At 71.5% G+C, this 24156-nt stretch carries 19 protein-coding genes; 11 read left to right on the top strand and 8 right to left on the bottom strand.

The annotated features are described in order from the left end of the window. The first annotated feature begins 2 nt into the window (after positions 1–2). The 6 genes from AB0F72_RS26780 to AB0F72_RS26755 are packed head-to-tail and all read left to right on the top strand — an operon-like array spanning position 3 to position 6123. Positions 3–1493, top strand: coding sequence for a CoA-acylating methylmalonate-semialdehyde dehydrogenase (locus AB0F72_RS26780; protein WP_360436299.1), 1491 nt, complete (start codon positions 3–5; stop codon positions 1491–1493). A gap of 5 nt (positions 1494–1498) precedes the next feature. Further along, positions 1499–2389 (top strand): sugar phosphate isomerase/epimerase, encoded by an 891-nt coding sequence (locus tag AB0F72_RS26775; RefSeq protein ID WP_360436297.1) that lies wholly within the window; start codon positions 1499–1501, stop codon positions 2387–2389. Further along, a complete protein-coding gene (locus AB0F72_RS26770; protein ID WP_360436295.1) occupies positions 2386–3354 on the top strand; it encodes a sugar ABC transporter substrate-binding protein in 969 nt (322 codons plus the stop codon). The genes AB0F72_RS26775 and AB0F72_RS26770 overlap by 4 nt, the downstream gene beginning before the upstream one ends. Then, the gene (locus tag AB0F72_RS26765; RefSeq protein ID WP_360436293.1) at positions 3351–4340 is read left to right on the top strand and encodes an ABC transporter permease; all 990 of its coding nucleotides are present in this window, start codon (positions 3351–3353) and stop codon (positions 4338–4340) included. Before AB0F72_RS26770 ends, AB0F72_RS26765 begins: the two co-directional genes overlap by 4 nt. Beyond that, positions 4337–5101, top strand: a complete 765-nt coding sequence (locus AB0F72_RS26760; protein WP_360436291.1) for an ATP-binding cassette domain-containing protein — start codon at positions 4337–4339, stop codon at positions 5099–5101. Before AB0F72_RS26765 ends, AB0F72_RS26760 begins: the two co-directional genes overlap by 4 nt. Further along, positions 5101–6123 carry a Gfo/Idh/MocA family oxidoreductase gene (locus tag AB0F72_RS26755; protein ID WP_360436289.1) on the top strand — a complete coding sequence of 341 codons (1023 nt, stop codon included), beginning with the start codon at positions 5101–5103 and terminating at the stop codon, positions 6121–6123. The genes AB0F72_RS26760 and AB0F72_RS26755 overlap by 1 nt, the downstream gene beginning before the upstream one ends. Before the next feature lie 13 nt (positions 6124–6136). Here AB0F72_RS26755 and AB0F72_RS26750 read toward each other — a convergent pair whose 3' ends face one another. The 3 genes from AB0F72_RS26750 to AB0F72_RS26740 form a co-directional block, all read right to left on the bottom strand. Beyond that, complete coding sequence (locus AB0F72_RS26750; RefSeq protein ID WP_360436287.1) at positions 6137–8092, bottom strand: LysM peptidoglycan-binding domain-containing protein; 1956 nt, start codon at positions 8090–8092, stop codon at positions 6137–6139. A 209-nt stretch (positions 8093–8301) separates the two neighbouring features. Continuing rightward, the gene (locus tag AB0F72_RS26745) at positions 8302–8583 is read right to left on the bottom strand and encodes a peptidoglycan-binding domain-containing protein (protein WP_360436285.1); all 282 of its coding nucleotides are present in this window, start codon (positions 8581–8583) and stop codon (positions 8302–8304) included. Positions 8584–8703: 120 nt separating this feature from the next. Beyond that, on the bottom strand, positions 8704–9072 hold the full coding sequence (locus tag AB0F72_RS26740; protein ID WP_360436283.1) for a DUF732 domain-containing protein: 369 nt from the start codon (positions 9070–9072) through the stop codon (positions 8704–8706). Between the two features lie 390 nt (positions 9073–9462). On the opposite strand from AB0F72_RS26740, the gene AB0F72_RS26735 reads away from it, so the two are divergent. Then, complete coding sequence (locus AB0F72_RS26735) at positions 9463–10332, top strand: trypsin-like peptidase domain-containing protein (protein WP_360436281.1); 870 nt, start codon at positions 9463–9465, stop codon at positions 10330–10332. Here AB0F72_RS26735 and AB0F72_RS26730 read toward each other — a convergent pair. The 4 genes from AB0F72_RS26730 to AB0F72_RS26715 all read right to left on the bottom strand — a co-directional run bounded on the left by AB0F72_RS26730 (position 10329) and on the right by AB0F72_RS26715 (position 18427). Next, positions 10329–13811: an ABC transporter ATP-binding protein/permease gene (locus AB0F72_RS26730; RefSeq protein WP_360436279.1), complete on the bottom strand. Its 3483-nt coding sequence runs from the start codon at positions 13809–13811 to the stop codon at positions 10329–10331. The genes AB0F72_RS26735 and AB0F72_RS26730 overlap by 4 nt on opposite strands. A gap of 115 nt (positions 13812–13926) precedes the next feature. Next, positions 13927–15153 (bottom strand): styrene monooxygenase/indole monooxygenase family protein, encoded by a 1227-nt coding sequence (locus AB0F72_RS26725; protein ID WP_360436277.1) that lies wholly within the window; start codon positions 15151–15153, stop codon positions 13927–13929. A gap of 1308 nt (positions 15154–16461) precedes the next feature. Beyond that, positions 16462–17649 (bottom strand): metallophosphoesterase, encoded by a 1188-nt coding sequence (locus AB0F72_RS26720; protein WP_360436275.1) that lies wholly within the window; start codon positions 17647–17649, stop codon positions 16462–16464. Positions 17650–17755: 106 nt separating this feature from the next. Beyond that, positions 17756–18427, bottom strand: coding sequence for a nucleoside/nucleotide kinase family protein (locus tag AB0F72_RS26715; protein WP_360436274.1), 672 nt, complete (start codon positions 18425–18427; stop codon positions 17756–17758). A 135-nt stretch (positions 18428–18562) separates the two neighbouring features. On the opposite strand from AB0F72_RS26715, the gene AB0F72_RS26710 reads away from it, so the two are divergent. Beyond that, positions 18563–19681 (top strand): ScyD/ScyE family protein, encoded by a 1119-nt coding sequence (locus AB0F72_RS26710; RefSeq protein WP_360436272.1) that lies wholly within the window; start codon positions 18563–18565, stop codon positions 19679–19681. Here AB0F72_RS26710 and AB0F72_RS26705 read toward each other — a convergent pair. Next, positions 19665–20327: a hypothetical protein gene (locus tag AB0F72_RS26705; RefSeq protein WP_360436270.1), complete on the bottom strand. Its 663-nt coding sequence runs from the start codon at positions 20325–20327 to the stop codon at positions 19665–19667. The two genes, AB0F72_RS26710 and AB0F72_RS26705, sit on opposite strands and share 17 nt — an antisense overlap. Before the next feature lie 392 nt (positions 20328–20719). Between AB0F72_RS26705 and AB0F72_RS26700 the strand changes: the two genes are divergently transcribed. The 3 genes from AB0F72_RS26700 to AB0F72_RS26690 all read left to right on the top strand — a co-directional run bounded on the left by AB0F72_RS26700 (position 20720) and on the right by AB0F72_RS26690 (position 23975). Further along, positions 20720–21655 carry a sulfotransferase gene (locus tag AB0F72_RS26700; protein ID WP_360436268.1) on the top strand — a complete coding sequence of 312 codons (936 nt, stop codon included), beginning with the start codon at positions 20720–20722 and terminating at the stop codon, positions 21653–21655. A gap of 73 nt (positions 21656–21728) precedes the next feature. Beyond that, complete coding sequence (locus tag AB0F72_RS26695) at positions 21729–22634, top strand: hypothetical protein (RefSeq protein ID WP_360436314.1); 906 nt, start codon at positions 21729–21731, stop codon at positions 22632–22634. Positions 22635–22955: 321 nt separating this feature from the next. Beyond that, a complete protein-coding gene (locus tag AB0F72_RS26690) occupies positions 22956–23975 on the top strand; it encodes a serine/threonine-protein kinase (protein WP_360436266.1) in 1020 nt (339 codons plus the stop codon). The last annotated feature ends 181 nt before the right edge of the window (positions 23976–24156 follow it).

Genomic DNA, 24156 nt, shown 5'->3' with positions numbered 1-24156 from the left:
ACGTGATCATCGAACACTGGATCGACGGACGTTTCACCGGCGGCGACTCGACGCGGAGGGCTCCGGTCTACCAGCCGGCGACCGGCGAGGTGCAGCACGAGGTCTTGTTAGGCGAAAAATCCGACATCGACGCGGCGGTGAGAGTCGCCTCCGAAGCGTTCCGCGCGTGGAGTCAGTCCTCGCTCAGCGTCCGGACCACTGTTCTCTTCGCCTTCCGGGAGCTGATCAACGCGTCCAGGAAGGAGCTCGCGGAGATCGTCTCGGACGAGCACGGCAAGGTGCTGTCGGACGCCGCCGGTGAGGTCCAGCGCGGCCTCGAGGTGATCGAGTTCGCGTGCGGCATCCCGCAGCTGCTCAAGGGATCGTTCTCGGACCAGGCGTCGGCCGGCGTCGACGTGTTCTCCTACCGCGAGCCGCTCGGTGTGGTCGCCGGGATCACCCCGTTCAACTTCCCGGCGATGGTGCCGCTCTGGATGCACCCGATCGCGATCGCCTGCGGCAACACGTTCGTGCTCAAGCCCAGCGAGCGCGATCCGTCGGCGGCCGGCTTCGTGGCCCGGCTCTGGCAGCGGGCCGGCCTGCCGGACGGCGTGTTCAACGTGGTGCACGGCGACCGGGAGACGGTGGACGCGATCCTGGCGCATCCGGGCATCGCGGCGGTGTCGTTCGTCGGGTCCACGCCGATCGCCCGGCACATCCACCGGGAGGCGTCCGCCGCGGGCAAACGGGTGCAGGCCCTCGGCGGCGCCAAGAACCACGCCGTGATCCTGCCCGACGCGGACCTGGAGTTCGCCGCCGAGCATCTGGTGGCGTCGGCGTTCGGGTCGGCGGGGGAGCGGTGCATGGCGGTGTCGGCGGCGGTCGCTGTCGGCTCGGCGGCCGCGGTCGTCGACCTGGTCGTGGAGCGGGCCGCGAAGGTCCGCGTCGGTCCCGGCCGGGATCCGGCGTCCGAGATGGGGCCGGTGATCACGGCCGCCGCGAAGGAACGGATCGAGAACCTGATCGCGGCGGGCGGGCGGCAGGGCGCGACGGTCGCGGCCGACGGCCGCGATTGCACGATCCCCGGGTACGAGGGTGGCTTCTTCGTCGGCCCCACGGTGCTGGATCGGGTCACCACCGGGATGGACGTCTACCGGGAGGAGATCTTCGGCCCGGTGCTCTCGGTCGTGCGGGCCGCCGGCGTGGACGAGGCGATTACCATGATCAACGACAATCCGTACGGGAACGGCACCGCTCTCTTCACGTCCAGTGGCGCCGCCGCCCGCCGTTTCCAGCGCGGTGTGCGCGTCGGTATGATCGGGATCAATGTGCCGATACCCGTCCCGATGGCCTACTACTCGTTCGGTGGATGGAAGGACTCGCTCTTCGGGCAGAGTTCCATCTACGGGCCGGACGGCGTCGCCTTCTACACCCGGTCCAAGGTGATCACCCAGCGCTGGCCGGAGCCCGCCGCCGCCTCCGAGGCGTCCCTGCACTTCCCGACGGCCCGGTGACCGGCATGCTGCGCCTGGGCAGCTGCCCCGACTCGTGGGGCGTCTGGTACGCCGACGACCCCCGGCAGACCCCGTGGCGGCGGTTCCTCGACGAGCTGGCCGAGGCCGGGTACCGCACCCTGGAGCTCGGTCCCTACGGCTACCTGCCCACCGATCCGGCGCGGCTCGCCGACGAGCTGGCCGCGCGCGGGCTGACCTGCGCGGGCGGGACGGTCGCCGGAGCCGGCGGGCCGCACCAGAACCTCCCCGAGGTGCTCGCCGCGACCCGGCGGGTGGCCGAGCTGACCGTCGCGGCCGGGGGACGCGACGTGGTGTTCGTGCCGGTGCCCGGTTACCGCGACGACGCGACGGGCGGCTACCTGGCGGCCCGCGAGCTCGGGTACGGGCAGTGGCGCACGCTGGCCGCCAACACCGACACGCTGGGCCGGATGCTCGCCGAGGAGTACGGGCTCGCGCTCCGGTTCCACCCGCACGCCGACTACCAGGTGGAGAACCAGCAGCAGGTCGAGCGGTTCCTGGACGTGACGGATCCGCGGTTCGTCTCGCTCTGCCTCGACGTCGGGCATCTGGCCTATCGCGGCGCGGACGTGCTCGGCCTGATCCGGGAGTATCCGGAGCGGGTCGGATACGTACACCTCAAGCAGATGGACCCGAGTCTCGCGGCCCGGGCCGCCGCCGAGGATCTGGCCTTCGGCCAGGCCGTGGCGATGGGCGTGAGCGTGACCGCCCCGGCCGGGGTGCCGGAGATCCCGCCGGTCCTGAGCGCGCTGACCACCCTCGGCCGCGACCTGTACGTGGTGGTGGAGCAGGATATGTACCCGGTCGATTTCGACGTCCCGCTGTCCATCGCCCGCCGCACATATTCCTACCTGACCTCCTTGGGAGCCTTTTCATGAAGCGTCTTCTGACGGTCGGCGCCGCCGCCGTCCTTCTTCTCGCCGGTTGCAGCGAGGGTGGCCGGGAGGAGGAGCCCGACACCTCCGGCGGCAGCGCGAAGCAGCCGTCCGGCTACACGATCGCGTTCGTCACGCACGAGACGCCCGGCGACACGTTCTGGGACAAGGTGCGGGCCGGCGCCGAGCAGGCCGCCACCGACACCGGCGTCGAGCTGAAGTACTCCAACGACCCGGACGCCGGCAAGCAGGCCACGCTGATCCAGCAGGCCGTCGACTCCAAGGTGCAGGGCATCGCCACCACGCTGGTCACGCCGGACGCGCTGGCCGGATCGGTGAAGGCCGCGACCGGCGCCGGCATCCCGGTGGTCGGCCTCAACGCCGGCATCGATCAGTACAAGGGCCTCGGCGCGCTGATGTACTTCGGCTCCGACGAGACCCTGGCCGGGGAGAGCATCGGCGAGCGGATCGCCGCGGCCGGCGCGAAGCACCCGATCTGCGTGATCCACCAGCAGGGCTCGGTGTCGCTGGAGGCACGCTGCGCGGGCGTCAAGTCCAAGGTTGCGGGCACCGAGAACCTCCAGGTGAACGGCGCCGACGACGCGGCCGTCACGACGGCGCTGCAGGCCAAGCTGGCGCAGGACAAGAGCATCGACTACATCGTCACGCTCGGCGCGCCGGTCGCCCTGGACGCGATCCAGGCCAAGGAGCAGGCCGCCAGCCAGGCCAAGATCGTCACCTTCGACCTCAACAAGGAGATGGCGCAGGCGGTCAAGGACGGCACTGTCGAGTTCGCGATCGACCAGCAGCCGTACGCGCAGGGCTACATGGCGGTCACCTCGCTCTACCTCTACCTGAAGAACGGCAACGACCTGGGTGGCGGCGGCCCGGTGCTGACCGGCCCGTCGTTCGTGGACTCGCAGAACATCGACAAGATCCTGCCGTTCACCGAGAAGAACACCCGGTGAGCCGACCGGTCCGGCTGCTGGCGCGCCCGGAGGTGGGCGCGCTGGTGGCAGCTCTGGCGATCTTCCTGTTCTTCCTGGCGGTGGCGCCGGCGTTCCGGTCGGCCGGTTCGCTGTTCACCGTGCTCTACCAGTCGTCGACGATCGGCATCGTCGCGGTCGGCGTCGGCCTGCTGATGATCGGCGGCGAGTTCGACCTGTCGGCCGGTGTGATCGTGACGACGGCCGGGCTGGTGAACTCGCTGTTCTGCTGGTATTTCGGGGTCAACCTCTGGGTCGGGGCGCTGCTGTCCCTGGCGTTCTGCCTCGCGGTGGGGTTCCTCAACGGGTGGCTGGTGATGCGCACCGGGATTCCCAGCTTCCTGATCACGCTGGGGACGTTCTTCGTGCTCCAGGGCGTGAACCTGGGCGTGACGAAGCTGGTGACCGGATCCGTCTCGTCGTCCGACATCTCGGACATCGACGGATTCTCCAGTCTGCAGGGTGTCTTCGCGTCCTCCTTCGGGATCGGTGACGTGACCGTCTGGACGACGGTGCTCTGGTGGATCCTGTTCGTCGCGCTCGCCTCCTGGATCCTGCAGCGGGCGCGCGCCGGCAACTGGATCTACGCGGTGGGCGGCTCGGCGGAGAGCGCCCGAGCGGTCGGCGTCCCGGTGGTCCGCACCAAGATCTCGCTGTTCATGACGGTGTCGTTCCTCGGCTGGTTCGTCGGCATGCACAACCTGTACCGGTTCAACACGCTGCAGGCCGGCAACGGCGTCGGCAACGAGTTCCTCTACATCATCGCCGCGGTGGTCGGCGGCACCCTGCTGACCGGCGGCTTCGGCAACGCGATCGGCGTCGCGATCGGCGCGTTCATCTTCGGCATGACCAGCCTCGGCATCGTCTACGCCGGCTGGGACCCGAACTGGTTCCGGGCCTTCCTCGGCGTGATGCTGCTGCTCGCCGTGCTGGTCAACCACTACGCGCGAAGGTGGGGTTCCCGGTGATCGAACTCGTCGGGGTGGGCAAGAGCTACGGTCCGATCCGGGCGCTGCACGACGTGTCGCTGAAAGCCGAGGCCGGGTCGGTCACCTGCGTGCTCGGCGACAACGGCGCCGGCAAGTCGACGCTGATCGGCATCATGTCCGGGCTGCACCCGCACACGTCCGGCTCGCTGCTGGTCGACGGGAAGCCGACCGTCTTCTCGTCGCCACGGGAGGCGCTCGACCTCGGGATCGCCACCGTGTACCAGAACCTCGCGGTGATCCCGCTCATGGAGGTCTGGCGCAACTTCTTCCTCGGCGCCGAGCTGACCGCCGGCCGCTTCCCCCTGGCCGGGATGCGGATCAAGGAGATGAAACGGGTCGCCGACGCGGCGCTGCGCGACATGGGCATCGCGGTCGCCGACATCAACCAGCCGATCGGCACGCTCTCCGGCGGCCAGCGGCAGGGCGTCGCGATCGCCCGCGCCATCCACTTCGGCGCGAAGGTGCTGATCCTCGACGAGCCGACCGCCGCGCTCGGCGTGAAGCAGTCCGGCGCGGTGCTCAAGCACATCGCGGCGGCGCGGGACGCCGGGATCGGGGTCGTGTTCATCACCCACAACCCGCACCACGCCTATCTGGTCGGGGACCACTTCGTGATCCTCAAGCTCGGGTCGGCGGTGCTGGACGCCCGGCGCGGCGAGGTGACCCTGGCGGAGCTGACCGCGCAGATGGCCGGCGGCGACGAGCTGGAGCAACTGGCCCACGAGCTGGGCAGGGGGTGATGTCCCTCCGGGTCGGCGTGATCGGGACCGGGGCGATCGGGCGCGACCACATCCGGCGGCTGACCAGCGTCGTCGCCGGAGTGGACGTGGTCGCGGTCGCCGACGCCGACCCGGGCCTCGCCGGGAAGGTCGCCGCGGCGACCGGCGCCCGCGTCCTGCCCGGCGACCGCCTGGTCGCCGACCCGGAGGTGGACGCGGTGCTGGTCTGCTCCTGGGGCGCCACCCACGCGGACTACGTGCACGCGGCGATCGCCGCCGGCACGCCGGTCTTCTGCGAGAAACCGCTGGCCACGACCCCGGAGGAGTGCCTGGCGATCGTCGAGGCGGAGGTGCGGCACGGCAGCCGCCTGGTCCAGGTCGGATACATGCGCCGTTACGACGACGCGTACCGGGCGCTCAAGCGTGAGCTGGACAGCGGTGTGATCGGTGCGCCGCTGATGATGCACTGCGCCCACCGCAACGCGTCCGTGCCGGCCTTCTACCGGTCCGCGGACATGATCACCGACACCGCGGTGCACGAGATCGACATGGTGCGCTGGATGTTCGGCACGGAGATCGTCGCGGTGCGGGTGCTGCGCTCCCGGGCCAGCGGCAACGCCGGTGACCTGCCCGACCCGATGCTGCTGGTGCTGGAACTCGACGGGGGCGTCCTGGCCGACGTCGAGATCTCGGTCAACGCCCGGTACGGCTACGACATCCGGGGCGAGATCCTGGGGGAGAGCGGGACGGCGGCGCTCGGCGAGCCGGGCGCGGTCGCGGTGCGCAGCGCGGGACGGCTGGCCCGGCCGATCCCGGTGGACTGGCGGGAGCGGTTCGGGCCGGCCTACGACGCCGAACTGCGGGACTGGGCCGGCGCGGTGCGGGCCGGGCAGGCGCCGGGCGGGCCGAGCTGCTGGGACGGGTACGCGGCGACGAGGGTGTCGGCCGCGGCGCTGTCGTCACTGCGTACCGGGGAAAGGGTGCGGGTCTCTCTCGGCGATCAGCCGCAGCTGTATCGCCCGGAGCTGTATCGCCGAGAGTGACCACACGTGGGTCTCAGTTCGGCAGGATCAGGGTCTGGCCCGGGACGACCCGGTCCGGGTTGTCGAGGATGTCACGGTTCAGCCGGAAGATCTCCGGCCAGCGGTTGCCGTCGCCGAGCTGGGACTTGGCGATGCCGAAGAGCGTGTCGCCCCGCTTGACGGTGTAGAGCCTCGGGATCGTCCCGACCGGCTGCCTCGGCGGCAGCTGGAGCACCTGACCAGCGATGATCCGGTTCGGGTCGCGGATCTGCCTGCGGTTGAGCACGTAGATCTGCGGCCAGCGCTTCTCGTCGCCGAGCTGGGACCGGGCGATGCCGGCGAGGGTGTCGCCGGACTTCACCGTGTACGTGGTCGGCGGCGGCGTGGTGACCGGCGCGCCGAGCACACCGGCCAGGCGCAGCAGGTCGGTCAGCTCGTAGGTGCCCGGTTTGGCGGCCGGCAGGGTGGGCCGCCAGCCCGGGATCTTGAGGATCGAGTCCGTGCTGCGCCGGATGAGCCCGATCAGGACGTCGGCCACGATCGTGCTGCCGACCTTGCCGAGCCGGGCGCCCTTGTTCTGCGCCTGCGCCTCGGCCAGGATGTAGTACCAGAGCGGGGTGCGGGTCTGCAGGCTGCCCTTGCGCAGCGCCTTCGCCTGATCGCCGTTGACGTCGCCGGTCGCCTCGAGCAGCTGCTGCGGCGTCAGGACCGGCACACCGAGGTGTCTCGCGACAGCCTGGCCGGTGGGGATCCGCAGGCGGTACCCGCGGAGCAGGTTGCGCACCGAGAGCCGGGCCGCGAGGTCGGGCGTCTCCGGCTTGCCGTCCACTGTCTGCAGGTTGAACAGCGCCTGGTTGCCGACCCGTGCCAGGGTGGTGTCGATCTTGCGGGCCTTCTGCCCGTTGTCGCCGACGATGTTCTCCCACTGGATGATCCAGTTGTTCGGCAGTCTCTCCAGGTCGCCCATCTCTCCGCTGAGCGCGGTGAACGTGAAGAGGTCCTCCAGGGTGGCCGGGCCGGTGTCGTCGCCGAACCTGAAGTTGATGTTGAAGTTGTAGGTTCCCCGGACCATCGAGTGCCCGAAGCGGTACGCGGCCACCGAGAACTCCAGGGGCATGAAGAAGCTCGCGCCGTGCGGGTTGAACCAGCGGTTGCCGTTCTTCACGACGTCGTCGACGATCTCCTTCTCGCAGACCCGGCTCAGGAAGTCGTGCACCACGATGTGCTGGTAGTGCTGGCGCAGTGTCCGCTGTGCGATCTCGAACGACATGCCCTGCTTGACCAGCGCGTTGTGTGCCTTCAGGAAGGCCAGGTGCAGCTGGGAGATGATGAGGTTCTCGTCGTTGCGCCCGTCGCCGATCTCCGCGGCCCGGTCGAGCTCGGGTTTCGCGTTGCGCCCGAGCCGGGGCAGGTCGTTGTTGTTGTCCTTGCCCGGCACCTGCTTGGACGGCACGTCCCCGCTCAGCACGTCGACGTTCGTGCCGATCTCCATCAGGTTGTGGTTCTTCGGGTCGACCGGCGCCGGCGGGTCGTAGAGGCTGTCCAGGTCGAGCGCGGCGGTGCGCCCGTTGCGCAGCGCGGTGCGGACCTGGTCCAGGGTCATCGGCCGCATGCCGTCGGCGACCAGCTCCTGTGCGGAGCCGGAGCCGATGCCGCCGCCCGGCGCCTGGACCTCCAGGGTGATGTCGTGGTCGACGAACTGGCCGAAGTACGTGTAGATCGCCGGAATCTCGCTGTTGTCGCCCCGGTCCGGGTCGGCCATCGCGGTGCCCAGCTCGGCGAGCAGCTTGGTGGTCTGCGGCGTCTGCTCGACCAGGTTCTCCGGGTCGTCCTGCAGATCGGGGAAGAGCAGGTCGAACGGGCCTGGCGGCGGCGCACCGGTCAGGGCGAACATCGCTGTCGCGGAGGTGGCGCTGAAGGCGGCGACCTCAGCGCGACCGATGATCAGGTCCTCTTCGGTGAGGATTTTTCCGTGAGACAGACGCGCCATGGTGGTTTCCCTTCGAGGGCTGGGCCCGGATCGGTAGGGGTACCCGGGCCACGATAAGAAGGTTCCACCACGGAGAGAGACGCGTGGATGACACTATGGAGTGGTTCTGTTCGCAGATGGTGTCGATTCAGCCGTTAGAGCGTTTACCGAGCCCGATTGGCATCCCCTCTGGCTCCACCACCCACCCGGTCGCCGGTGATGATGGCGCGTCAGGCTGCCTCGATCCGGGTGAGCTCGCGGGCCTCCGCCGCGTACCGCGCCAGCAGGTGCGCGGTCGCCGGACCCGCCACGCCGTCGGCGGGCAGGCCGGTGCGGTGCTGGAAGTAGCGGACCGCCTCGGCCAGCTGCGCGTCGTCGGCGCCGATCCGGACACCCAGATCGGCGAAGAGCGCGCGCAGCGTGGCCGGGTCGGCGGGCGGGGCGACATCGGTCCAGCCGATCAGGCCGCCGACCGCCGTGCCGACCACGCTGAGCATTCCTCGTGCGGACATCCGTTCCTCCCGGTGCGAGCTGAGGTATCCAGCGTCGCGAAACCGGCTGTGCGGGACATCTGGCGGAAGTCTTCGATTGCTGTGGACCTCTGCCACTTTCGGCCGATGCGCGCACCGGGCTCAGTGGCAGTGGTGCGCCCCGGCCAGGGTCACCAGCGTGGTGGCGTCGGGGCCGCTCACCCCGTACCGGGACAGGCTCTTGACCACCGCGGGCCGCCGCGTGCCGGCGGCGAGCCCGGCGCAGGCCCGGTCGCCCAGCTCGGTGATCTCTTCCGGCCGCCGGTCGATCGCGAGCTCCGGCAGCCGGTCGCGCACCGCGGCGACGAAGTCGGCAGCCGGCGAGGCGACCGCGCCGGCCGGGGCGGGCCACGAGCTCGGCGGGGCGGCGTCCGGCGGTGGATTCTTCCATTCGGGTACGGGCGGAGCAGTCCCGCATCCCGCGATGACCGGAACGGTGGCCGTGATCAGAAGTAGCCCGATCCGGTTCACCAGTCCTCCGGCGCGACCGGATCCAGCGACCTCGCGGCGTCCGGCGTGACCGGATCCGGCGACACCGCGGCGTCGGGACCGGGCAGGTGGGCTGTGGAGAATCGGGGAGTCAGCTGGGGGAGCGCTGTGCGAAGAGCAGCGGCCGGCTCACTGATCGTGGGACCGAAGGGACGCCGTTCGACTACCGTTCGCGTGGTGTTCGTGGGGGACACCCGGCAGACCTTAGAGGTCGGTGCGGTCCGTTCCGTGCGCCGCGCCGGGTCTGCCCGGCCGGGTGGCCGGAGCCACCCGGACGGACTACCGCACCGCGCCGGGCCCGGACGCAGCGCACACAGTGAAGTCACAGACAGCTCACCGCTGCGCACTAACGTGGCGGCGCATCGTTGCGGCATGACCGATCTGCTGACCCGCCCCGCCGCCATCGACGAGCAGCCCACCACGCCGGTGGAGATCCACATTCCGCCGGTGATGATCAAGCCGCCGCGCGACACGCGATGGAGGAAGCGCGTGGCCGGCGGCGCCGCGGTGCTCGTGCTGGTGGCCGGTGGCGGCAGCGCCGGCGCGTACCTGATGGACCAGCACCTCACGACCACGAGCACGGCCGCCGTGGCCGCGGACGTCGCGACGGTCACCGAGGGCACCGACCTCGCCCCGATCGTGGCCCAGGTGCAGCCCAGCGTCGTCACGGTGCTGGTCGACAGCGCGCAGGAGTCGTCGCTCGGCTCCGGCGTGGTGATCGGCGCCGACGGCCTGATCCTCACCAACAACCACGTGATCGAGTCGGACGGCATCCAGTCCGGCGGCACGGTCAGCGTGCGGCTCTCCACCGGGCAGACCGTGCCGGCGCGGGTGGTCGCCGCCGACCCCACCCACGACCTGGCGCTGGTGCAGGCGACCGGGCTCACCGGCCTGACGCCCGTCACGTTCGCCACCGACGACAGCGTGGCGGTCGGCGACACGGTCCTCGCTTTCGGCGCGCCGCTCGGCCTGGAGGGGACCGTGACCTCGGGCATCGTCTCCGCCCTGGACCGCGGCCTGGACACCGGCGACGAGCAGCTCACCGGGCTGCTGCAGACCGACGCCGCGATCAACCAGGGCAACTCCGGCGGCGCCCTGGTCGACATGTCCGGCCGGGTGGTCGGCATCAACGTCGCGATCGCCACCGCCGGTGACAGCACGGGCAGTGTCGGCCTGGGATTCGCCATCCCGGCCGACACCGTGACCGGTGTGGTCACCCAGCTGCAAGCGCAGATCAGCTAGCCGGCCAGGTGACCCCACCGGGACTCCAGCTCCTGCCACGTGCCCTGCGCCTCCGCCTTGCCGCCGATCAGCACGACCACCTTGTCGGCCTGCGCGAGCGCCGCCCGTTTCGAGGTCGAGCCGACCACCGTCACCCCGTGCGAGCGCAGCGCCCGCCACAGCTCCAGCTCCGTCGTCACGTCCAGCGCGGACGAGACGTCGTCGGCGATCAGCAGCTCGGTGCGCGGCGCGAGCGCCCGGGCCAGCGCCAGCCGTTGCAGCTGGCCGCCGGAGAGCCGGGTGCCCTTGTGCCCGATGAGCAGGTGCAGGCCGCCGCCGGACGCCGCCAGGTCGTGGTCCAGCTGGGCCACTGTCACCGCGTCGGCCGCGTCCACCTCGTGCCCGAGCCGGATGTTGTCGGCGACCGTCCCGGAGAGCACCCGTGGCAGCTGAGCCACGTAACCCACCTGGTTGGGCCGCAGGAACATCTCCGGCTCGACCACCCGCTCGCCGTTCCAGCTCAGTTCGCCGGTGTGGTGCACGATGCCGGCGAGCGCCCGCAGCAATGACGACTTGCCCGCGCCGACCGGGCCGACGACCAGGACCAGCTCGCCCCGATCGACGGTGAGGTCGATGTCGCGTACCCCCAGGGCGCCGTTCTCGTGCACCGCGCTGAAACCGTGCAGGGACAGCGTGCGCAGCGGGTTGCGCGGCGCCACCGGCGGCGACGGCGCCGTGCCGGCGGAGATGTCCACACCCGGCACGTCCGACGTGTACGCCGAGACGCCCGCCATGGCCACCGTGCGCCGGGTCCACACCCGCGCCGACGGGAAGTGCGACACCAGCGACGCAATCGTCCAGGCGAACCACCGCGCCGACCCGAGGGTCGCCACCGCGATCAGCGTGGCCGCCGCGCTGAGCTGACCGGTCAGGTACAGGTACCACGCGGCGATCGGCAGCAGGCCGCTCGCGATCGACGGCGTCGACCGCGCCCAGACCTGGATCGCGATCTCCCGCCGCTGCAGCTCGCTGCGCGCGCCGTCGAGCCGCGCCAGATGCTCCAGCACCGGCTCGGTCGCGCCGGCCAGCTTCACCGTGCGCGCCGCCGACAGCGACGACACCAGCGACGTCGCGAACGCCGCCCGGGCCGCCACGGTCCGCCGGGCCGCCCGCTCCAGCCGCGGGCCGAACAGCGTCGCGGCCAGGCCGGAGAGCACCATCGTGCCGACGAACAACCCGGCCGGGACCGCCGACTGCGAGGTCAGCGTCATCGCCACCACTGTCACCACCGCGACGCCGTTGTCGATCAGGTTGTCGGCGAGCATCACCACCCGCTCGGTGTCACCACCCTGCGCGACCACCTCGGCCGGGGTGTGCTTGCTGACCCGGCGCGGGCCGATCTGCCCGTGCACCAGGCGCAGGCTGATCCGCAGCATCTGCCGGACCCACCACTCCGGGAACCAGGCGCCGGTGTAGTACAGCGTCGGGATCAGCGCGAGCAGCGCCGCCGCGATGCCGATCGCCGGGTAGAGCGGGTTGCCCTTCCCGTCCACTACGTCCGCCCAGAGCAGCGGCAGGATCGCGCCGTCCAGGCCGAAGAGGACGAGCAGCAGGAACAGGCCGACAGCGCCCAGGCCGTACCGTTTGTCGTTGGTCGCGAGCCGCACGATCTCCCGCATGGTCCGGGCCTGCGGCGGCTCCGGCAGCGGCGGCGGCTCCACGCTCGGCAGCGGCCCGGCCAGCGCGTCCTGGCCCAGCTCCACCTGCATGGCGGTGTCCCAGTCGCTGTCCTTGTCGTCGTCGAGCAGGACGGCGCTGCGGGCCGCCGGTACGGCCAGCTTGCTGCTCGCCATCAGTTCGGCGAACCGCCGTGACTCCCGCAGCGGCCCCTGTTCCAGGACGACGCCGTCGGCGAGCACGACCACCTCGTCGCAGCGCTGCACACTGGAGAGCCGGTGTGCCACGATCACGCCGATCCGGCCGTGCAGCAGCCGGTCGGTGGCCCGCTGCACCCACGCCTCGGTGACCGGGTCCATCCGCGCGGTCGCCTCGTCGAGGATCACCACGTGCGGGTCGCGGACCAGGATCCGGGCGAACGCCACCAGCTGTTCCTGCCCGGCGGAGAGCTTGTAGCCGTTCTCGCCGAGCCGGGTGTGAATCCCGTCCGGCAGACCGGCCGCCCAGGCGGTCAGGCCCAGCTCGTCGAGCGCCTCGCCGGCCCGCGGCAGCAGCCCCGGGTCGAAGAGCGCGATGTTCTCGGCGAGCGTGCCGGCCAGGATCTCGGTGCGCTGCGGGACGATCGCGGTCCACCGCCGCAGCCCCTCCACGCCGATGTCGTTGACGTCGACGCCGCCCAGGAAGACCGTGCCGCGGGGCACGTCGACGGCACGGGTCAGCACCTTGGCCAGGGTGGACTTGCCGGAGCCGGTGCGGCCGATCAACGCGTACGAATGGCCTCTCCGGAAGCTGAGGCTGACGTTCCGCAACGCGGCGGGGCGGTCGCTGTCGCTCTCGCCGTAGCGGAAGGTGAGATCCTGGATGGTGAGGTCGCCGTCCACCGGGTCGACGCCCTCGGTCGGCTCCTGCTCCACCTGGCTGAGCAGCTGCACCCGGCTCCAGGCGCCGAGCGCGTTCTGCAGCTCGGGGACCATCCGGGTGACGTGCTCCAGGGTGCCGCCGAAGCCGAGCGCCAGCAGCCACACCCCGGTGAGGCGCGCGCCGTCGATCTCTCCGGCCAGCAGGGCCCAGGCCCCGGCGACGACCAGGACCGCGATCAGGGTACGGGTGATCGCCCCGGCCCCCATGGTGATCCGCGACGACGAGCGCCACACCAGACGGCCACGGCGCAGCACCTCGGCGGCGCGCAACGCGTACAGCCGGCGCACGTAGGGCGCGGCCAGGCTGGTCCGGACGTCGTCCTGCCCGTGGATCGCCTCCTCCATCACCGCCGCCAGGTCCGACCAGGCCTCCTCCTCGGAGATGCGCATCGGGGAGATGCGCTGGATCGGCTTGTTCATGACGACGAAGAGCAGCACCGACACGACGATCATCGCGATCGCGGCCGGCCACCAGACGAAGAACGTGGTGACGATCGACAGACCCGCGACCGCGAGCGACTGGGCCAGCCGGACGCCGCTGCCGCGCAGCTCGGCGCCGACCTGGTAGACGTCCGAGTCGATCCGGTCGAGCAGCTCACCGACCGGCGTGTTCTCCAGGGTCGGCACGTCCTGGCCGAACGCGACCCGGTTCAGGTCGCGGCGGACCCGGGCCGCCCAGTCGGCGGTCAGCCGGGCCACCACCAGGCCCACCACGACATCGCTGAGCACGCCCGCGACGAGCGCCCCGATGAGGACCGTGAAGAACGGCCAGGACCGGTCGACGAGCACCGGACCGGCCACGGCGAGCGCGACCGCTCCGCCCGCGGCCCCGAGAAAGATCAGGAACGCGACGAGCGCGGTGCGACTTCGGCTTGTGGCCCACAGGTCGCGGAGCAGACGCATGGAGGAGTCCTCGGGCAGATGGGGAAGCGGTGTTCCCCATCCTGCGCGGGGGGCGGAGGTGGCTCAACCGGTTTATTCCGGCTCCTTTACCGGCTTATCTCGCGTTTTGCCGGGCTTATCTCACGCTTTGCAGGTATCGGTCGGCCGCGTGCGGATCGGCGAACCAGGTGAGCAGGTCGTTCGGGTCGGCGAAGCCGTGCGCGAACCGCCGCGCCACCGCCGGGATCGCCGACGCCGCCCCGAGGATCCGCTGCGCGTGCGGCGGGAGCGGCTGCAGCATCCCGTTCGTCCACACCGTCACGGCCTGCGCGTGCGCCGCCCAGAACGACTCGAACGTCGCGGTCATCCACTGCTCGTCGAACGCCTCGTCGCCGCGCCGCAGAATCGCCTGCAGATAGTGGTGGGCCGCCTTCGCCGCGGTGTTGGCGCCCTGCCCGGTGATCGGGTCGTTGGCGACCACGACGTCGCCGATGCCGAGCGCGAGCCCACCGCTGGGCAGGTGCGCGACGGGCTTGCGGACGGCCGGCGTGAACCGTCCCTCGATGGTCGCCCGGTCGTCGGTGAGCCGGACGCCGGCGCAGCGCTCGGCGAACCAGGGCAGGTTCTCCTGGATCAGGCTCAGCGTCAGCCCGAGGTGTTCCTCGCCGGTCTTCGCGGCGAACACGTCGAGCGGGCCGCCCGGGATCGCCTCCCAGAACAGGATGTCGCACGGGCCGGTCCTGGTCAGCGAGGGGATCACGAAGAGCTCGCCGAGACCGGGGATGGCGTGAAACTCGACGTGCGGCTCCGGCCAGGCCGGATCGGGGGCCAGCCCGTGAACGTACGCGACCGCGAGTGCCCGCTGCGGCGCCTCATACGGTGACCGTGCCGGATCACGCTCGAACAGCTGGATGAGTTCGCCCCGCCCGGCCGCCACGATCGTCAGGTCGTACCGTGGCGCCAGGGCGTCCAGGTAGCCGGGGCTCACCGGCTGGTAGACGACCTCCACCCCGGCCTGCTCGGCGTCGGTCAGCCAGCGGGCCATCTTGATCCGCTGGTCGGTGGAGTAGGCCGGGCGGTCCAGCGGCGCGGTGAACTGCAGCGCCAGCGTGCCGGGCGGCGCCGCGAGCTGCACGTGCAGGCCGTGGATCGGTGGCGCGAGCCGGTCCCAGTGGTTGAGCCGGTAGGCGCGCTCGGTCTCCAGCGCCGGGTCGAACATCGCCTGGGTCGAGGTCGGGGCGCCGTCCCGGATCTCGCCCGGGGTGCGGGCCGACATGAGAGTGACGCGGTGGCCCTCGGCGGTGAGGCTCAGGGCGAGTTGGAGGCCGGCCTGTCCGGCGCCGACTATCAGGATGTTGCGCAAGCTGTGTCTCCCCGTGGTGAGGTCCGTTATCGATCGAATCCCCCACGGGCACGGTACACAGAGGAGTCCGAATATGACTATCGGTAAGATCACCACGCGATGTGGAGGCGTTTCGGGTTTGTGAGGCTCCATGCCGGACGGGGTGGGCGGACGGATGGGGCGTGGCAGCGCGGGGGAGTCCGGGGCCGCTCGGGGTGCTCGTTGCCGGCGGGTCGGCTGACCCCGCCGGGGTGGCCCGGTCGAGTTCACGGTCGCCGCACGGTGTCCCGTTGGCCCGGCCGGCCCTTGCGGGCGTCCCACTCAGCCGGGTCAGCCGGGTCGTGCGGCGCTCCACTCAGCGCGGTCGTGCGCTCCACTCAGCCCGGTCGTGCCCCACTCAGCCCGGTCGTGCCGCACTCAGCCCGGTCGTGCCGCACTCAGCCCGGTCGTGCGGCGTCCCGCTGAGCCCTCTCCTGGAGCAGGTTAGGCCGACCCCTCGGGCGTCACGCTGGGTCACTGCCTCGGCGGAGCATTGCGGCTTTGCGTCATTCTGTGGGGTTCAGGGCGTCCGGAGGATTCCGCAAAGCGCCACTTTTACCCCGGATGTCGGCACGCCCCGTGACGATCACAGTCGCTGACACGGCGCTGAGAACCCGAAAGTCACACGGTGCGCCACATTGCCGCCCGCGTTCGGGTTCGAGGTGCGGATCACACCGGCCACAAAGGTCATGAGACGGAAGGGGCCGCGGCCCGTGCCCGAATTCCACACACCCCCGGCGGCCATGCGACTCGCTGAGGCCGGTGTTCCGCCGAAGCAACTCCTCAGCTCATTGACGTCGGATCTGGCGTGGGCGTGGGCGGGGGCCGGTGAGGACGTTGATGTGCTTGCATCAGCCTCTCAAAGGCGGACATCGTGAGCGGCACCACGACCGACCCGGAGGCCGTCAGCATTCAATCTAGGTTCCTAGGATGCTCAAGGTGGGGTGAGGTGGGTTAGACACGCGACACGGCGTCGACTGTGGACGCCACGTAGCGTCGGTATCCGGAACCGCTCACGGGCAACGGAGTCAGCGGACAGGCGGGGCGAGTAACACGGGAAGCCCGCGTCAGGCAGCGTGACGGGCTGGCGCCGGAGCGCGTGCCGGAGCCGTTGGCAGCATCGCGGGTCGCGCGCCGGGGCCGTGAACAGCGACGCGGAGCGCGCGCTGAGGGCCGTGAACAGCGACGCGGAGCGCGCGCCGGGGCGGTGGTGCCGGGGCGGTGGGCAGCGTCGCGGGTCTCGTTGTCGGGCGGGCGGGTGCCTGGGCTCGGTCGCGGGTGGCGTTCGCGCTATGCGGGCCGGGGCGCGTGGAGCGTCAGCAGAGTGATCTCGCTGGGGGCGAAGATGCGGAACGGCGGGCCCCAGAAGCCGGTGCCTCTGCTGGTGTAGAGCTGGGTTCGCTCGGAGTGGCGGGACAGGCCCTGCAGGGCCGGCTGATCGAGGCGGACCAGGTAGTGGAAGGGCCACATCTGGCCGCCGTGGGTGTGTCCGGAGAGCTGGAGGTCGACGCCGTGCTGGACGGCGCCGGTGATCTGGTGGGGCTGGTGGGCGAGCAGCAGGATCGGCAGCGACGGGTCGGCGCCGGCGAGGGCGGCCTCGTGGTCGGCGTGGTGGCCGGGGAGGCCGGAGCCGGCCGCGGTGCGGTCGTCGACGCCGGCGACGATCAGGGTGTCGCCGCCTCGGGTGACGGTGATGTGCCGGTTGTGCAGGGCGTCCCAGCCGAGCGAGGTCATGTGCTCGACCCAGCCCAGCGCGCCGCTGTAGTACTCGTGGTTGCCCGTCACATACACCCTGGCGTGCCGCGCCCGCACGTCGCCGAGCGGGGCGGCCTGGGAGAGCCGCTGGTGCACCTCGCCGTCGGCGATGTCGCCGGTGTGGGCCACGATGTCCGGGTCGAGCGAGTTGATCACCTCGGTGACGCCGCGCGACCAGCGGGAACGGTCGATTGGGCCGTAGTGCGTGTCGGTGATCAGGACGACCCGCAGGCCGTCGAGGCCGGGGCCGAGCCGGGGAATCGTGACGTCGACGCGCCGGACTCTCGAGACGCGCATGGCTTCCGCGTACCCCCAGAGGAGCAGCACCAGGGCGACCAGAAGGACCACCGCGGTGACCACGCGGGAGCGCATCGGATCGGCGACGCCGGCGAGGCGCAGGATCAGGCCGAAGGCCTGGCCGAGCACGGACCAGGTGAAGAGCACCCAGATCACGCCCAGCAGCGTGTCCGCCAGCCTGGCGGCGGTGTCGCTGTGGCCGCTGTGCCCCCGGAACATCAGCACCGGGAAACCGAGCGCGACCAGGACGAACACGGCGGTGCCGGCGACGCGGACCAGCAGTGGCCAGTCGTTGCCCGACCACAGCAGCGTCACCATCGGCACCCCGAACAGCAGCGCCACCACCGCGAGCACCACGAAACCGAAGATCGCACGCCGCGGCGAGCGATGCCTCGGCTCGCTCTCGACCGCCTCACCCACCGACATGAGGGCAAGCATGCCACTCAGGTCCGACAAAAACCTTCAGAGGTACGGTGCCCTCCCCGCCCGACAACCGCATCCAGCACCGTCCCGCCCCCGCCGGTGACACGGCTCACCCTGGTGCGAGGCGCCGCAGAACACTCTCCGGGACCAGCAGATCGGCCCGCTCCCGGGTGGTGGCGATCAGCTCGGCGTTCCGCTCGTCGGTCCCGGTCGTCCAGGCCACCGCGTCGGCCTCCGGCTTGCCGAACCGCACGTGCCGCTCGATCAGCCGCCGCAGCCGCTCGCCGGGCTCGAGGTCGGTGTACCAGACCTCGGTCAGCAGCGAGCGCACCGGCCGCCAGCGCGCATCGTCGACCAGCAGGTAGTTCCCCTCGGTGATGATCAGACGGGCCTGGCGGGGCACCCCGATGGCCCCGGCGACGGGCTGTTCGAGGACCCGCTCGAACCCGGGTGCGTAGATCATCGGGTCCTGGTCGTCGAGGAGGCGGCGCAGCAGGGCCGCGTACCCGTAGGCGTCGAACGTGTCCGGGGCGCCCTTGCGGTCCCGCAGCCCGAGGCGCTCGAGTTCGGCGTCGGCGAGGTGGAAGCCGTCCATCGGCACGTGCGCCACCCAGTCCGGACCGTGCCCGGGCGGCGGGTCGGCGGCGAGGGCCGTGACCAGGGCTTCGGCCAGCGTGGACTTGCCGGCGCCGGGCTGCCCGGCGATGCCGAGCACGGCCCGCCGGTCGTCGCTGACCAGGCCGCGGGCACGGGCGACGAGGCCGGTGAAGGTGCAGGTCATGCCGGTGACCGTACCGGTTCATCCGCCCGGGGTCGGATCGACGACAAATGGGCTTACCGGCCCGTTCGGGCGATATGCGCCGCCGGGCGGGCGGCGGAACCTTGCGGAGTCATCTCGACCACAGGGGGAGATCAGATGATCACCAAGAGTGTCGTCGCGGCCGTCGTGGGGGCGGCCGCGCTGCTCGTCCCGGCAGTGCTGATCCCGGCCGTGCCGGCCGCCGCCACGCCGGCCGTCCGCACGATCGCGACCGGTCTGGACAATCCACGGGGGATCACGCTCGGGCCGCCCGGCGAGATCTACGTCGCCGAGGCGGGCCGGGGCGGTGCCGGCCCGTGCCGGCCGGGCCCGGAGGGGGAGGCCTGCTTCGGCCGGTCCGGCGCGATCACCGTGATCAAGCAGGGCCGGCAGTGGCGCCTGCAGACCAAGCTGCCGTCGCTCGCGTCGCGGGCCGGCACCGAGGCGTCCGGCCCGTCGGACGTGTCGCTCGGCGCGGACGGCCGGCTGCACTACACGCTGGGCCTCGGCGGCAGTCCCGACCTGCGGCAGCAGGTCCCGCAGCTGACCGGCATGGCCAAGCTGTACCGGGCCGGCCGCACCCCGGCGGTGCTCGCCGACCTGGGCGCCTATGAGACGAGCGCCAACCCGGACGGTGTGACGCCGCCGGACACCAACCCGAACGCGCTGCTCGCCACGAGGCGCGGGCAGCTGGTCGTGGACGCCGGCGGGAACTCGCTGCTGCGGGTCGCCCCGCGCGGCCGGATCTCCACTGTCGCCACGTTCCCGAGGCGTACCGTGGCGGCGCCGGAAGGCCTGCCGCCCGGCTCGCCGCCGGCCGGCACGCCGATCCCGATGGAGTCCGTGCCCACGTCGGTGACCCGTGGCCCGGACGGCGCGTTCTACGTCGGCGAGCTGACCGGTTTCCCGTTCCCGGCCGGGCAGGCGCGGGTCTGGCGGATCGTGCCGGGTAAGGCGCCGTCGGTGTTCGCGACCGGCTTCACCAACATCATCGATCTGGCCTGGGCACGGGACGGCCGGCTCTACGTGCTGGAGATCGCCCACCGGGGACTGCTCTCCGGTGACCGGACCGGCGCCCTGCTCCGGGTGGACCGCAAGGGCAGGCACCAGGTCGTGGCGTCGGCCGGGCTGACCGCGCCGGGTGGTCTGGCGATCAGCGGCCGGTCCGCGTACGTCACGAACTGCAGCGTCTGCGCCGGAACGGGTTCGGTCGTGCGGATCAGTCTCGGTAGCTGAGCCCCAGCCGCAGGCCGGCGACGCCGGCCGGGGAGAGCGGGCGAGCGGTGGCCCGGCACAGGTCGGAGCGGATCTGTGCCGGGAGCTCGTCGCCGAGCGAGCAGAGCGCCGGGTACAGGTCGAGCACCTGCCGGTGGGTGAGCGCGCCGGCGCCGATCAGCAGGCCGTTCAACGCGGTACGGCTCTCGGCCAGCTCGGAGCAGAGCTGCATCCGCCAGGCCACGTCGTGCACGTGGTCGGCGAACTCGCGGGCGATCCGGTTGCCGGACGGGGCGCGCAGGCCGCCGATCGAGGTCTGGCGGAAACGGGCGACGGACGGGGCGAGGCGGCAGGCGATGCCGAGCCGGCGGGCCAGTTGCGGGACGGTCAGCACGTCCATCCCGGCGGCGCACCGCTCGCAGAGCCGTTCGAAGGTCTTGGCGTGGACGACGGAGGCCGGTCGCTGGCAGGCGCCGTCGAGTCCGCAGATCGGGTCGAGGATGACCTCGGTGAGGGTGCCCTCGTGGTCGAAGCGCCCGACGGCGAAGTAGGACGCCGACGTGGTGCGGTAGTGGGCCAGGGCGGCGCGAGCGCTGACGTATCCGTCTGGGTCGACGCCGATGCGGGGCACACCGTCCTCGGTGTGCAGCTGGATGAGCCGGAACATGCTGCGCGCTCCCGGGGTAAGCAGTTTCCCTGTCGTTCTCCGGTACGTTCACTGACGAACAAAAGTTCAGGCGTTACCGAAAGTAGTCAATCGGTGACGTCATTTGCGCTGCTGAGCGCGCCGGAGTCTGTCGAAGGTTACTAGGCGTAATGATTAAAGGGAAGGGCCCGTGTGTTTGCGGGCACGACGCGCGGGCACATGAGCATCACCGGGCGGGCACCGAGTGCGCGCTGTGCGAGGCGGGGGCATGCCCGCGGTTCCGGCGGCGGGACGGCTGGTGGCGCCGCTGGCTCGGGTGAGACGTGCGCCACAGTGGCTCGGTGCGACTAAATCCTAGTTAGTCTGTAGGATAACTGTCACTTTGAGCGAGCCGTCGCACCCGAGGGGGCCCGATGCCACTGCCCGACTTCCTGATCGCCGGCGTTCCCAAAGCCGGCACCACGGCCCTGCACGCCGCGCTGACAGGGCATCCCGAGCTGTTCCTGCCGTCGGTGAAGGAGCCCAAGTTCTTCCTCTCGGACGGCCCGCCGCCGCAGTTCGGCGGACCCGGCGACGTGCAGACCTATCAGGAGCACGTCTGGCGGCAGAGCGACTACGAGGCGCTGTTCGACGCGGCCCCGGCGGGCACGCTGCGCGGCGAGGCCACCCCCTTCTATCTGTACGACCGGACGGCGCACGAGCGGATCGCGAAGCTCACGCCGGACGCGAAACTGGTCCTCCTGCTGCGTGACCCGGTGGACCGGGCGCACTCGAACTGGACCCACCTGTGGGTGGCCGGCCTCGAGGAGGAAGCCGACTTCCTGGCGGCCTGCCGGGCCGAGGAGGACCGCAGGGCACGGGGCTGGGCCGACTTCTGGCACTACATCGCTCTCGGGAAGTACGGCGAGCAGTTGCAGCACCTCTACCGGCACATCTCCCGTGACCAGGTGCTGCTGCTGCGCTACCGCGACCTCAAGGACGACCCGGCGCGGACCCTCGACCGGGTGTGCGCGTTCCTCGGCGTGCGGACCGGCCTGCTCACCGCGATCCCGAAGGAGAACGTCAACCGGCACTACGTCGAGGACAACGCGGTGAACCGGGTGCTGCGCGGCCTGCTGCGCGCGGGCGGCGAGGTCGGCCACCGGTTCCCGCTGCCGCTGCGGCTGGCCGCCCGCGGCCCGCTGCTCACCCTGCTGCACCGCAAGAAGGGGAGCCGGCCGGTGACCACGCCGGCGGAACGGGCCGCCCTGCTGCCGTACTTCGCCGAGGACATCGCGCTGCTGCAGGACGTGACGGGCGAGCGGTACGACGACTGGCTGAGCCTGGACCGACACGCCCGCGCCCGCTGAAACCACCGTAAAGCCCACTAACCCGATAGATGATGGGTTCCGTCGCCGCAACCCGAGGAGAACCGTCTTGAGCATGGGAACCATGGCCCTGCCCCTGCCCCGCTGGGAGGACTCCACTGTCGTGGTGGAACCACCGGGCACCGAACCCGGCGCGTGGTCCGGCGCGCCCAGTTCGGTGCTCGCGGACGGATACATCTATCTCGCGTACCGCCTGCGGCTGCCGATCGGCGCCGGCCGGGGCATCGCGAACGTGGTGGCCCGCTCGTCGGACGGCGTCACGTTCACGGTCGTCGCCGAAATCGCCAAGGACGGTTTCGGCGCCGAGTCCCTGGAGCGCCCGGCGCTGGTGCGTACGCCGGAGGGCCGCTGGCGGCTCTACGTCAGCGCCGCCACGCCGGGCACCAAGCACTGGCGGGTCGACCTGCTCGAGGCCGGCACGCCGGAGGGTCTCGCGACCGCGACGCCACGCACCGTGCTCGCCGGCGACGAGGCCAGCGGCGTGAAGGACCCGGTGCTGCACCACGACGAGCACGGCTGGCACCTGTGGGCGTCGGTGCACCCCCTGGAGTCCTGGGACGACGCCGACCGGATGACCACCGAGTACGCGACGAGCCCGGACGGTGTGCAGTGGACCTGGCGGCGGACCGCGCTGGCCGGCCGTCCCGGAACGTGGGACGCGCGCGGGGTCCGGGTCACCTCGGTGCGGATCGCCGGCGACGAGATCACCGCGTCCTACGACGGCCGGGCCACGGCCGGGGAGAACTGGGAGGAGCGGACCGGGGTGGCCCGTGGCGTCCGGCTGCCCGACGGGACGTTCGGGCCGCTCACGGCCGAGAGCCGGGACCCGGTGGGCAGCCCGCACGAGCCGTACGGGCTGCGCTATCTGAGCCTGGTCGAGCTGGCCGGCGGGCGGCAGCGGCTCTACTACGAGGCGACCCGGGCGGATGGGGCGCATGACCTCCGTACCGAACTGGTCTGACCGCGCAGGGTGACGCCCGCCGCAGCGGAAAGCGTGGTTTGACCGGTTCGTCGTGTCACATGCTGAGAGCATGATCACGCTCGGTGGGGGCTGATTTGGCGGCCTTGATCGACGTGGCCTAACGTCGTCGAGGACGTCAGGTGCACCGGAAAACGGCCGCACTGTCCGATGGCGGAGCCGCACTCACAAGGTGCCGCTCCGCCATTTCCGTTTCCGGACACGATCGGTGTGTCCTGCCTCGCGGCGGCGTTTGTGCCCTGGTCGCCGGGGTATCACCGGACGATCCGGCTGGGCGTCGGTGTCAGGGGGTGAGGAGGCACGATGCGTACGCTGGGCGGGCGGTATCAGCTCGTTAACCGCATCGGGCTCGGCGGCATGTCGGAGGTCTGGCGGGGGCACGACCGGGTGCTGGACCGGCCGGTCGCCGTGAAGATCATGGCGCCGGCGGTGGAGGGCACCCTCGGGCAGGTCGGCATCGAGCTGGTCCGGACCGAGGCCCGGTCGGCGGCCCGTCTCGCACACCCCAACGTCGCCGCGGTGCACGACTTCGGCACCTCGCCGTCGGCCGAGCGCGACGTCCCGTACATCGTCATGGAGCTCGTCGACGGGCAGACGCTCAGCGCGCACCTCGCCGCGGGCCGGCTGGACTGGCGGATCAGCGTGCGGATCTGCGCCGAGGTGGCGGCGGCGCTCGCCGCCGCGCACGCGCAGCAGGTGGTGCACCGCGACATCAAACCCGCCAACATCATGCTGACCCCGGCCGGCGCCAAGGTGCTCGACTTCGGAATCGCCGCGGCGGTCGGCTCACCCGACCCGGACCCGGACGGCCCGGTGATGGGCACGCCCGCCTACATCGCGCCGGAACGGTTCGACGGCCTGCCGGCCACCCCGGCCGCCGACATGTTCGCCCTCGGCACGCTGCTCTACCACTGCCTGTCCGGCACGCTGCCGTGGAGCGCCCGCTCGCACACCGAGATGGTGATGGCGCAGCGCTTCGAGGACCCGCTGCCGCTGCCGCACATCGACGGCGTGCCGCCCGAGGTGCTCGACCTCTGCTCGCGGTGCCTGTCCCGGGAGCCGTCCGAGCGGCCGCCCGCGCTGGTCGCGGCGCTGCTGCTGGCCGAAGCGGTGGACGCGCGGGTCTACGTGCCCCTCGCCGACCTGGGGATGGAGGCGGAACGGCCGTCGGTGATCTCCCCGTGGGACGCGCGGGCCGCCGCGGAGGCGACCACCCCGGCGCCGGTGCACCCGGAGCCCGTGCACCCGGATCCCGTGCATCCGGAGCCGGCCCGGTTCGCCGGTGACAGCGGTGAGCGGATAGGCCGGCACCGCAGAAGCTAGCCCCGACGCCACACGAAGCACGGGTCCTACGCCCGCGCTTGGCAGCGTGCCCGTTTTCCACACGCAGCGGGGTGCCGCGGCCGCGTGTGGAGTTGGGGTGCGGAGCGCGCCCGTTTTCCCCACGCTCCACGGGTGCCGCGTCTGCGTGTGGAGCTGGGGTGCGGAGCGCGCCTGAACTCCA

Source organism: Actinoplanes sp. NPDC023936 (assembly GCF_040639325.1).
Classification (GTDB): Bacteria; Actinomycetota; Actinomycetes; order Mycobacteriales; family Micromonosporaceae; genus Actinoplanes.
The sequence above is the reverse complement of the archived record's forward strand: the minus strand, read 5'-3'. Positions and strand labels throughout refer to the sequence as shown.

What these genes read in the sequence shown, in the direction of transcription:
- AB0F72_RS26775 (WP_360436297.1), top strand. Translation starts at nt 1,499, where the DNA reads ATGCTGCGCCTGGGCAGCTGCCCCGACTCGTGGGGCGTCTGGTACGCC.
- AB0F72_RS26770 (WP_360436295.1), top strand. Translation starts at nt 2,386, where the DNA reads ATGAAGCGTCTTCTGACGGTCGGCGCCGCCGCCGTCCTTCTTCTCGCC.
- AB0F72_RS26755 (WP_360436289.1), top strand. Translation starts at nt 5,101, where the DNA reads ATGTCCCTCCGGGTCGGCGTGATCGGGACCGGGGCGATCGGGCGCGAC.
- AB0F72_RS26750 (WP_360436287.1), bottom strand. Translation starts at nt 8,092, where the DNA reads ATGGCGCGTCTGTCTCACGGAAAAATCCTCACCGAAGAGGACCTGATC.
- AB0F72_RS26745 (WP_360436285.1), bottom strand. Translation starts at nt 8,583, where the DNA reads ATGTCCGCACGAGGAATGCTCAGCGTGGTCGGCACGGCGGTCGGCGGC.
- AB0F72_RS26735 (WP_360436281.1), top strand. Translation starts at nt 9,463, where the DNA reads ATGACCGATCTGCTGACCCGCCCCGCCGCCATCGACGAGCAGCCCACC.
- AB0F72_RS26730 (WP_360436279.1), bottom strand. Translation starts at nt 13,811, where the DNA reads ATGCGTCTGCTCCGCGACCTGTGGGCCACAAGCCGAAGTCGCACCGCG.
- AB0F72_RS26720 (WP_360436275.1), bottom strand. Translation starts at nt 17,649, where the DNA reads ATGTCGGTGGGTGAGGCGGTCGAGAGCGAGCCGAGGCATCGCTCGCCG.
- AB0F72_RS26715 (WP_360436274.1), bottom strand. Translation starts at nt 18,427, where the DNA reads ATGACCTGCACCTTCACCGGCCTCGTCGCCCGTGCCCGCGGCCTGGTC.
- AB0F72_RS26710 (WP_360436272.1), top strand. Translation starts at nt 18,563, where the DNA reads ATGATCACCAAGAGTGTCGTCGCGGCCGTCGTGGGGGCGGCCGCGCTG.
- AB0F72_RS26705 (WP_360436270.1), bottom strand. Translation starts at nt 20,327, where the DNA reads ATGTTCCGGCTCATCCAGCTGCACACCGAGGACGGTGTGCCCCGCATC.
- AB0F72_RS26700 (WP_360436268.1), top strand. Translation starts at nt 20,720, where the DNA reads ATGCCACTGCCCGACTTCCTGATCGCCGGCGTTCCCAAAGCCGGCACC.
- AB0F72_RS26695 (WP_360436314.1), top strand. Translation starts at nt 21,729, where the DNA reads ATGGGAACCATGGCCCTGCCCCTGCCCCGCTGGGAGGACTCCACTGTC.
- AB0F72_RS26690 (WP_360436266.1), top strand. Translation starts at nt 22,956, where the DNA reads ATGCGTACGCTGGGCGGGCGGTATCAGCTCGTTAACCGCATCGGGCTC.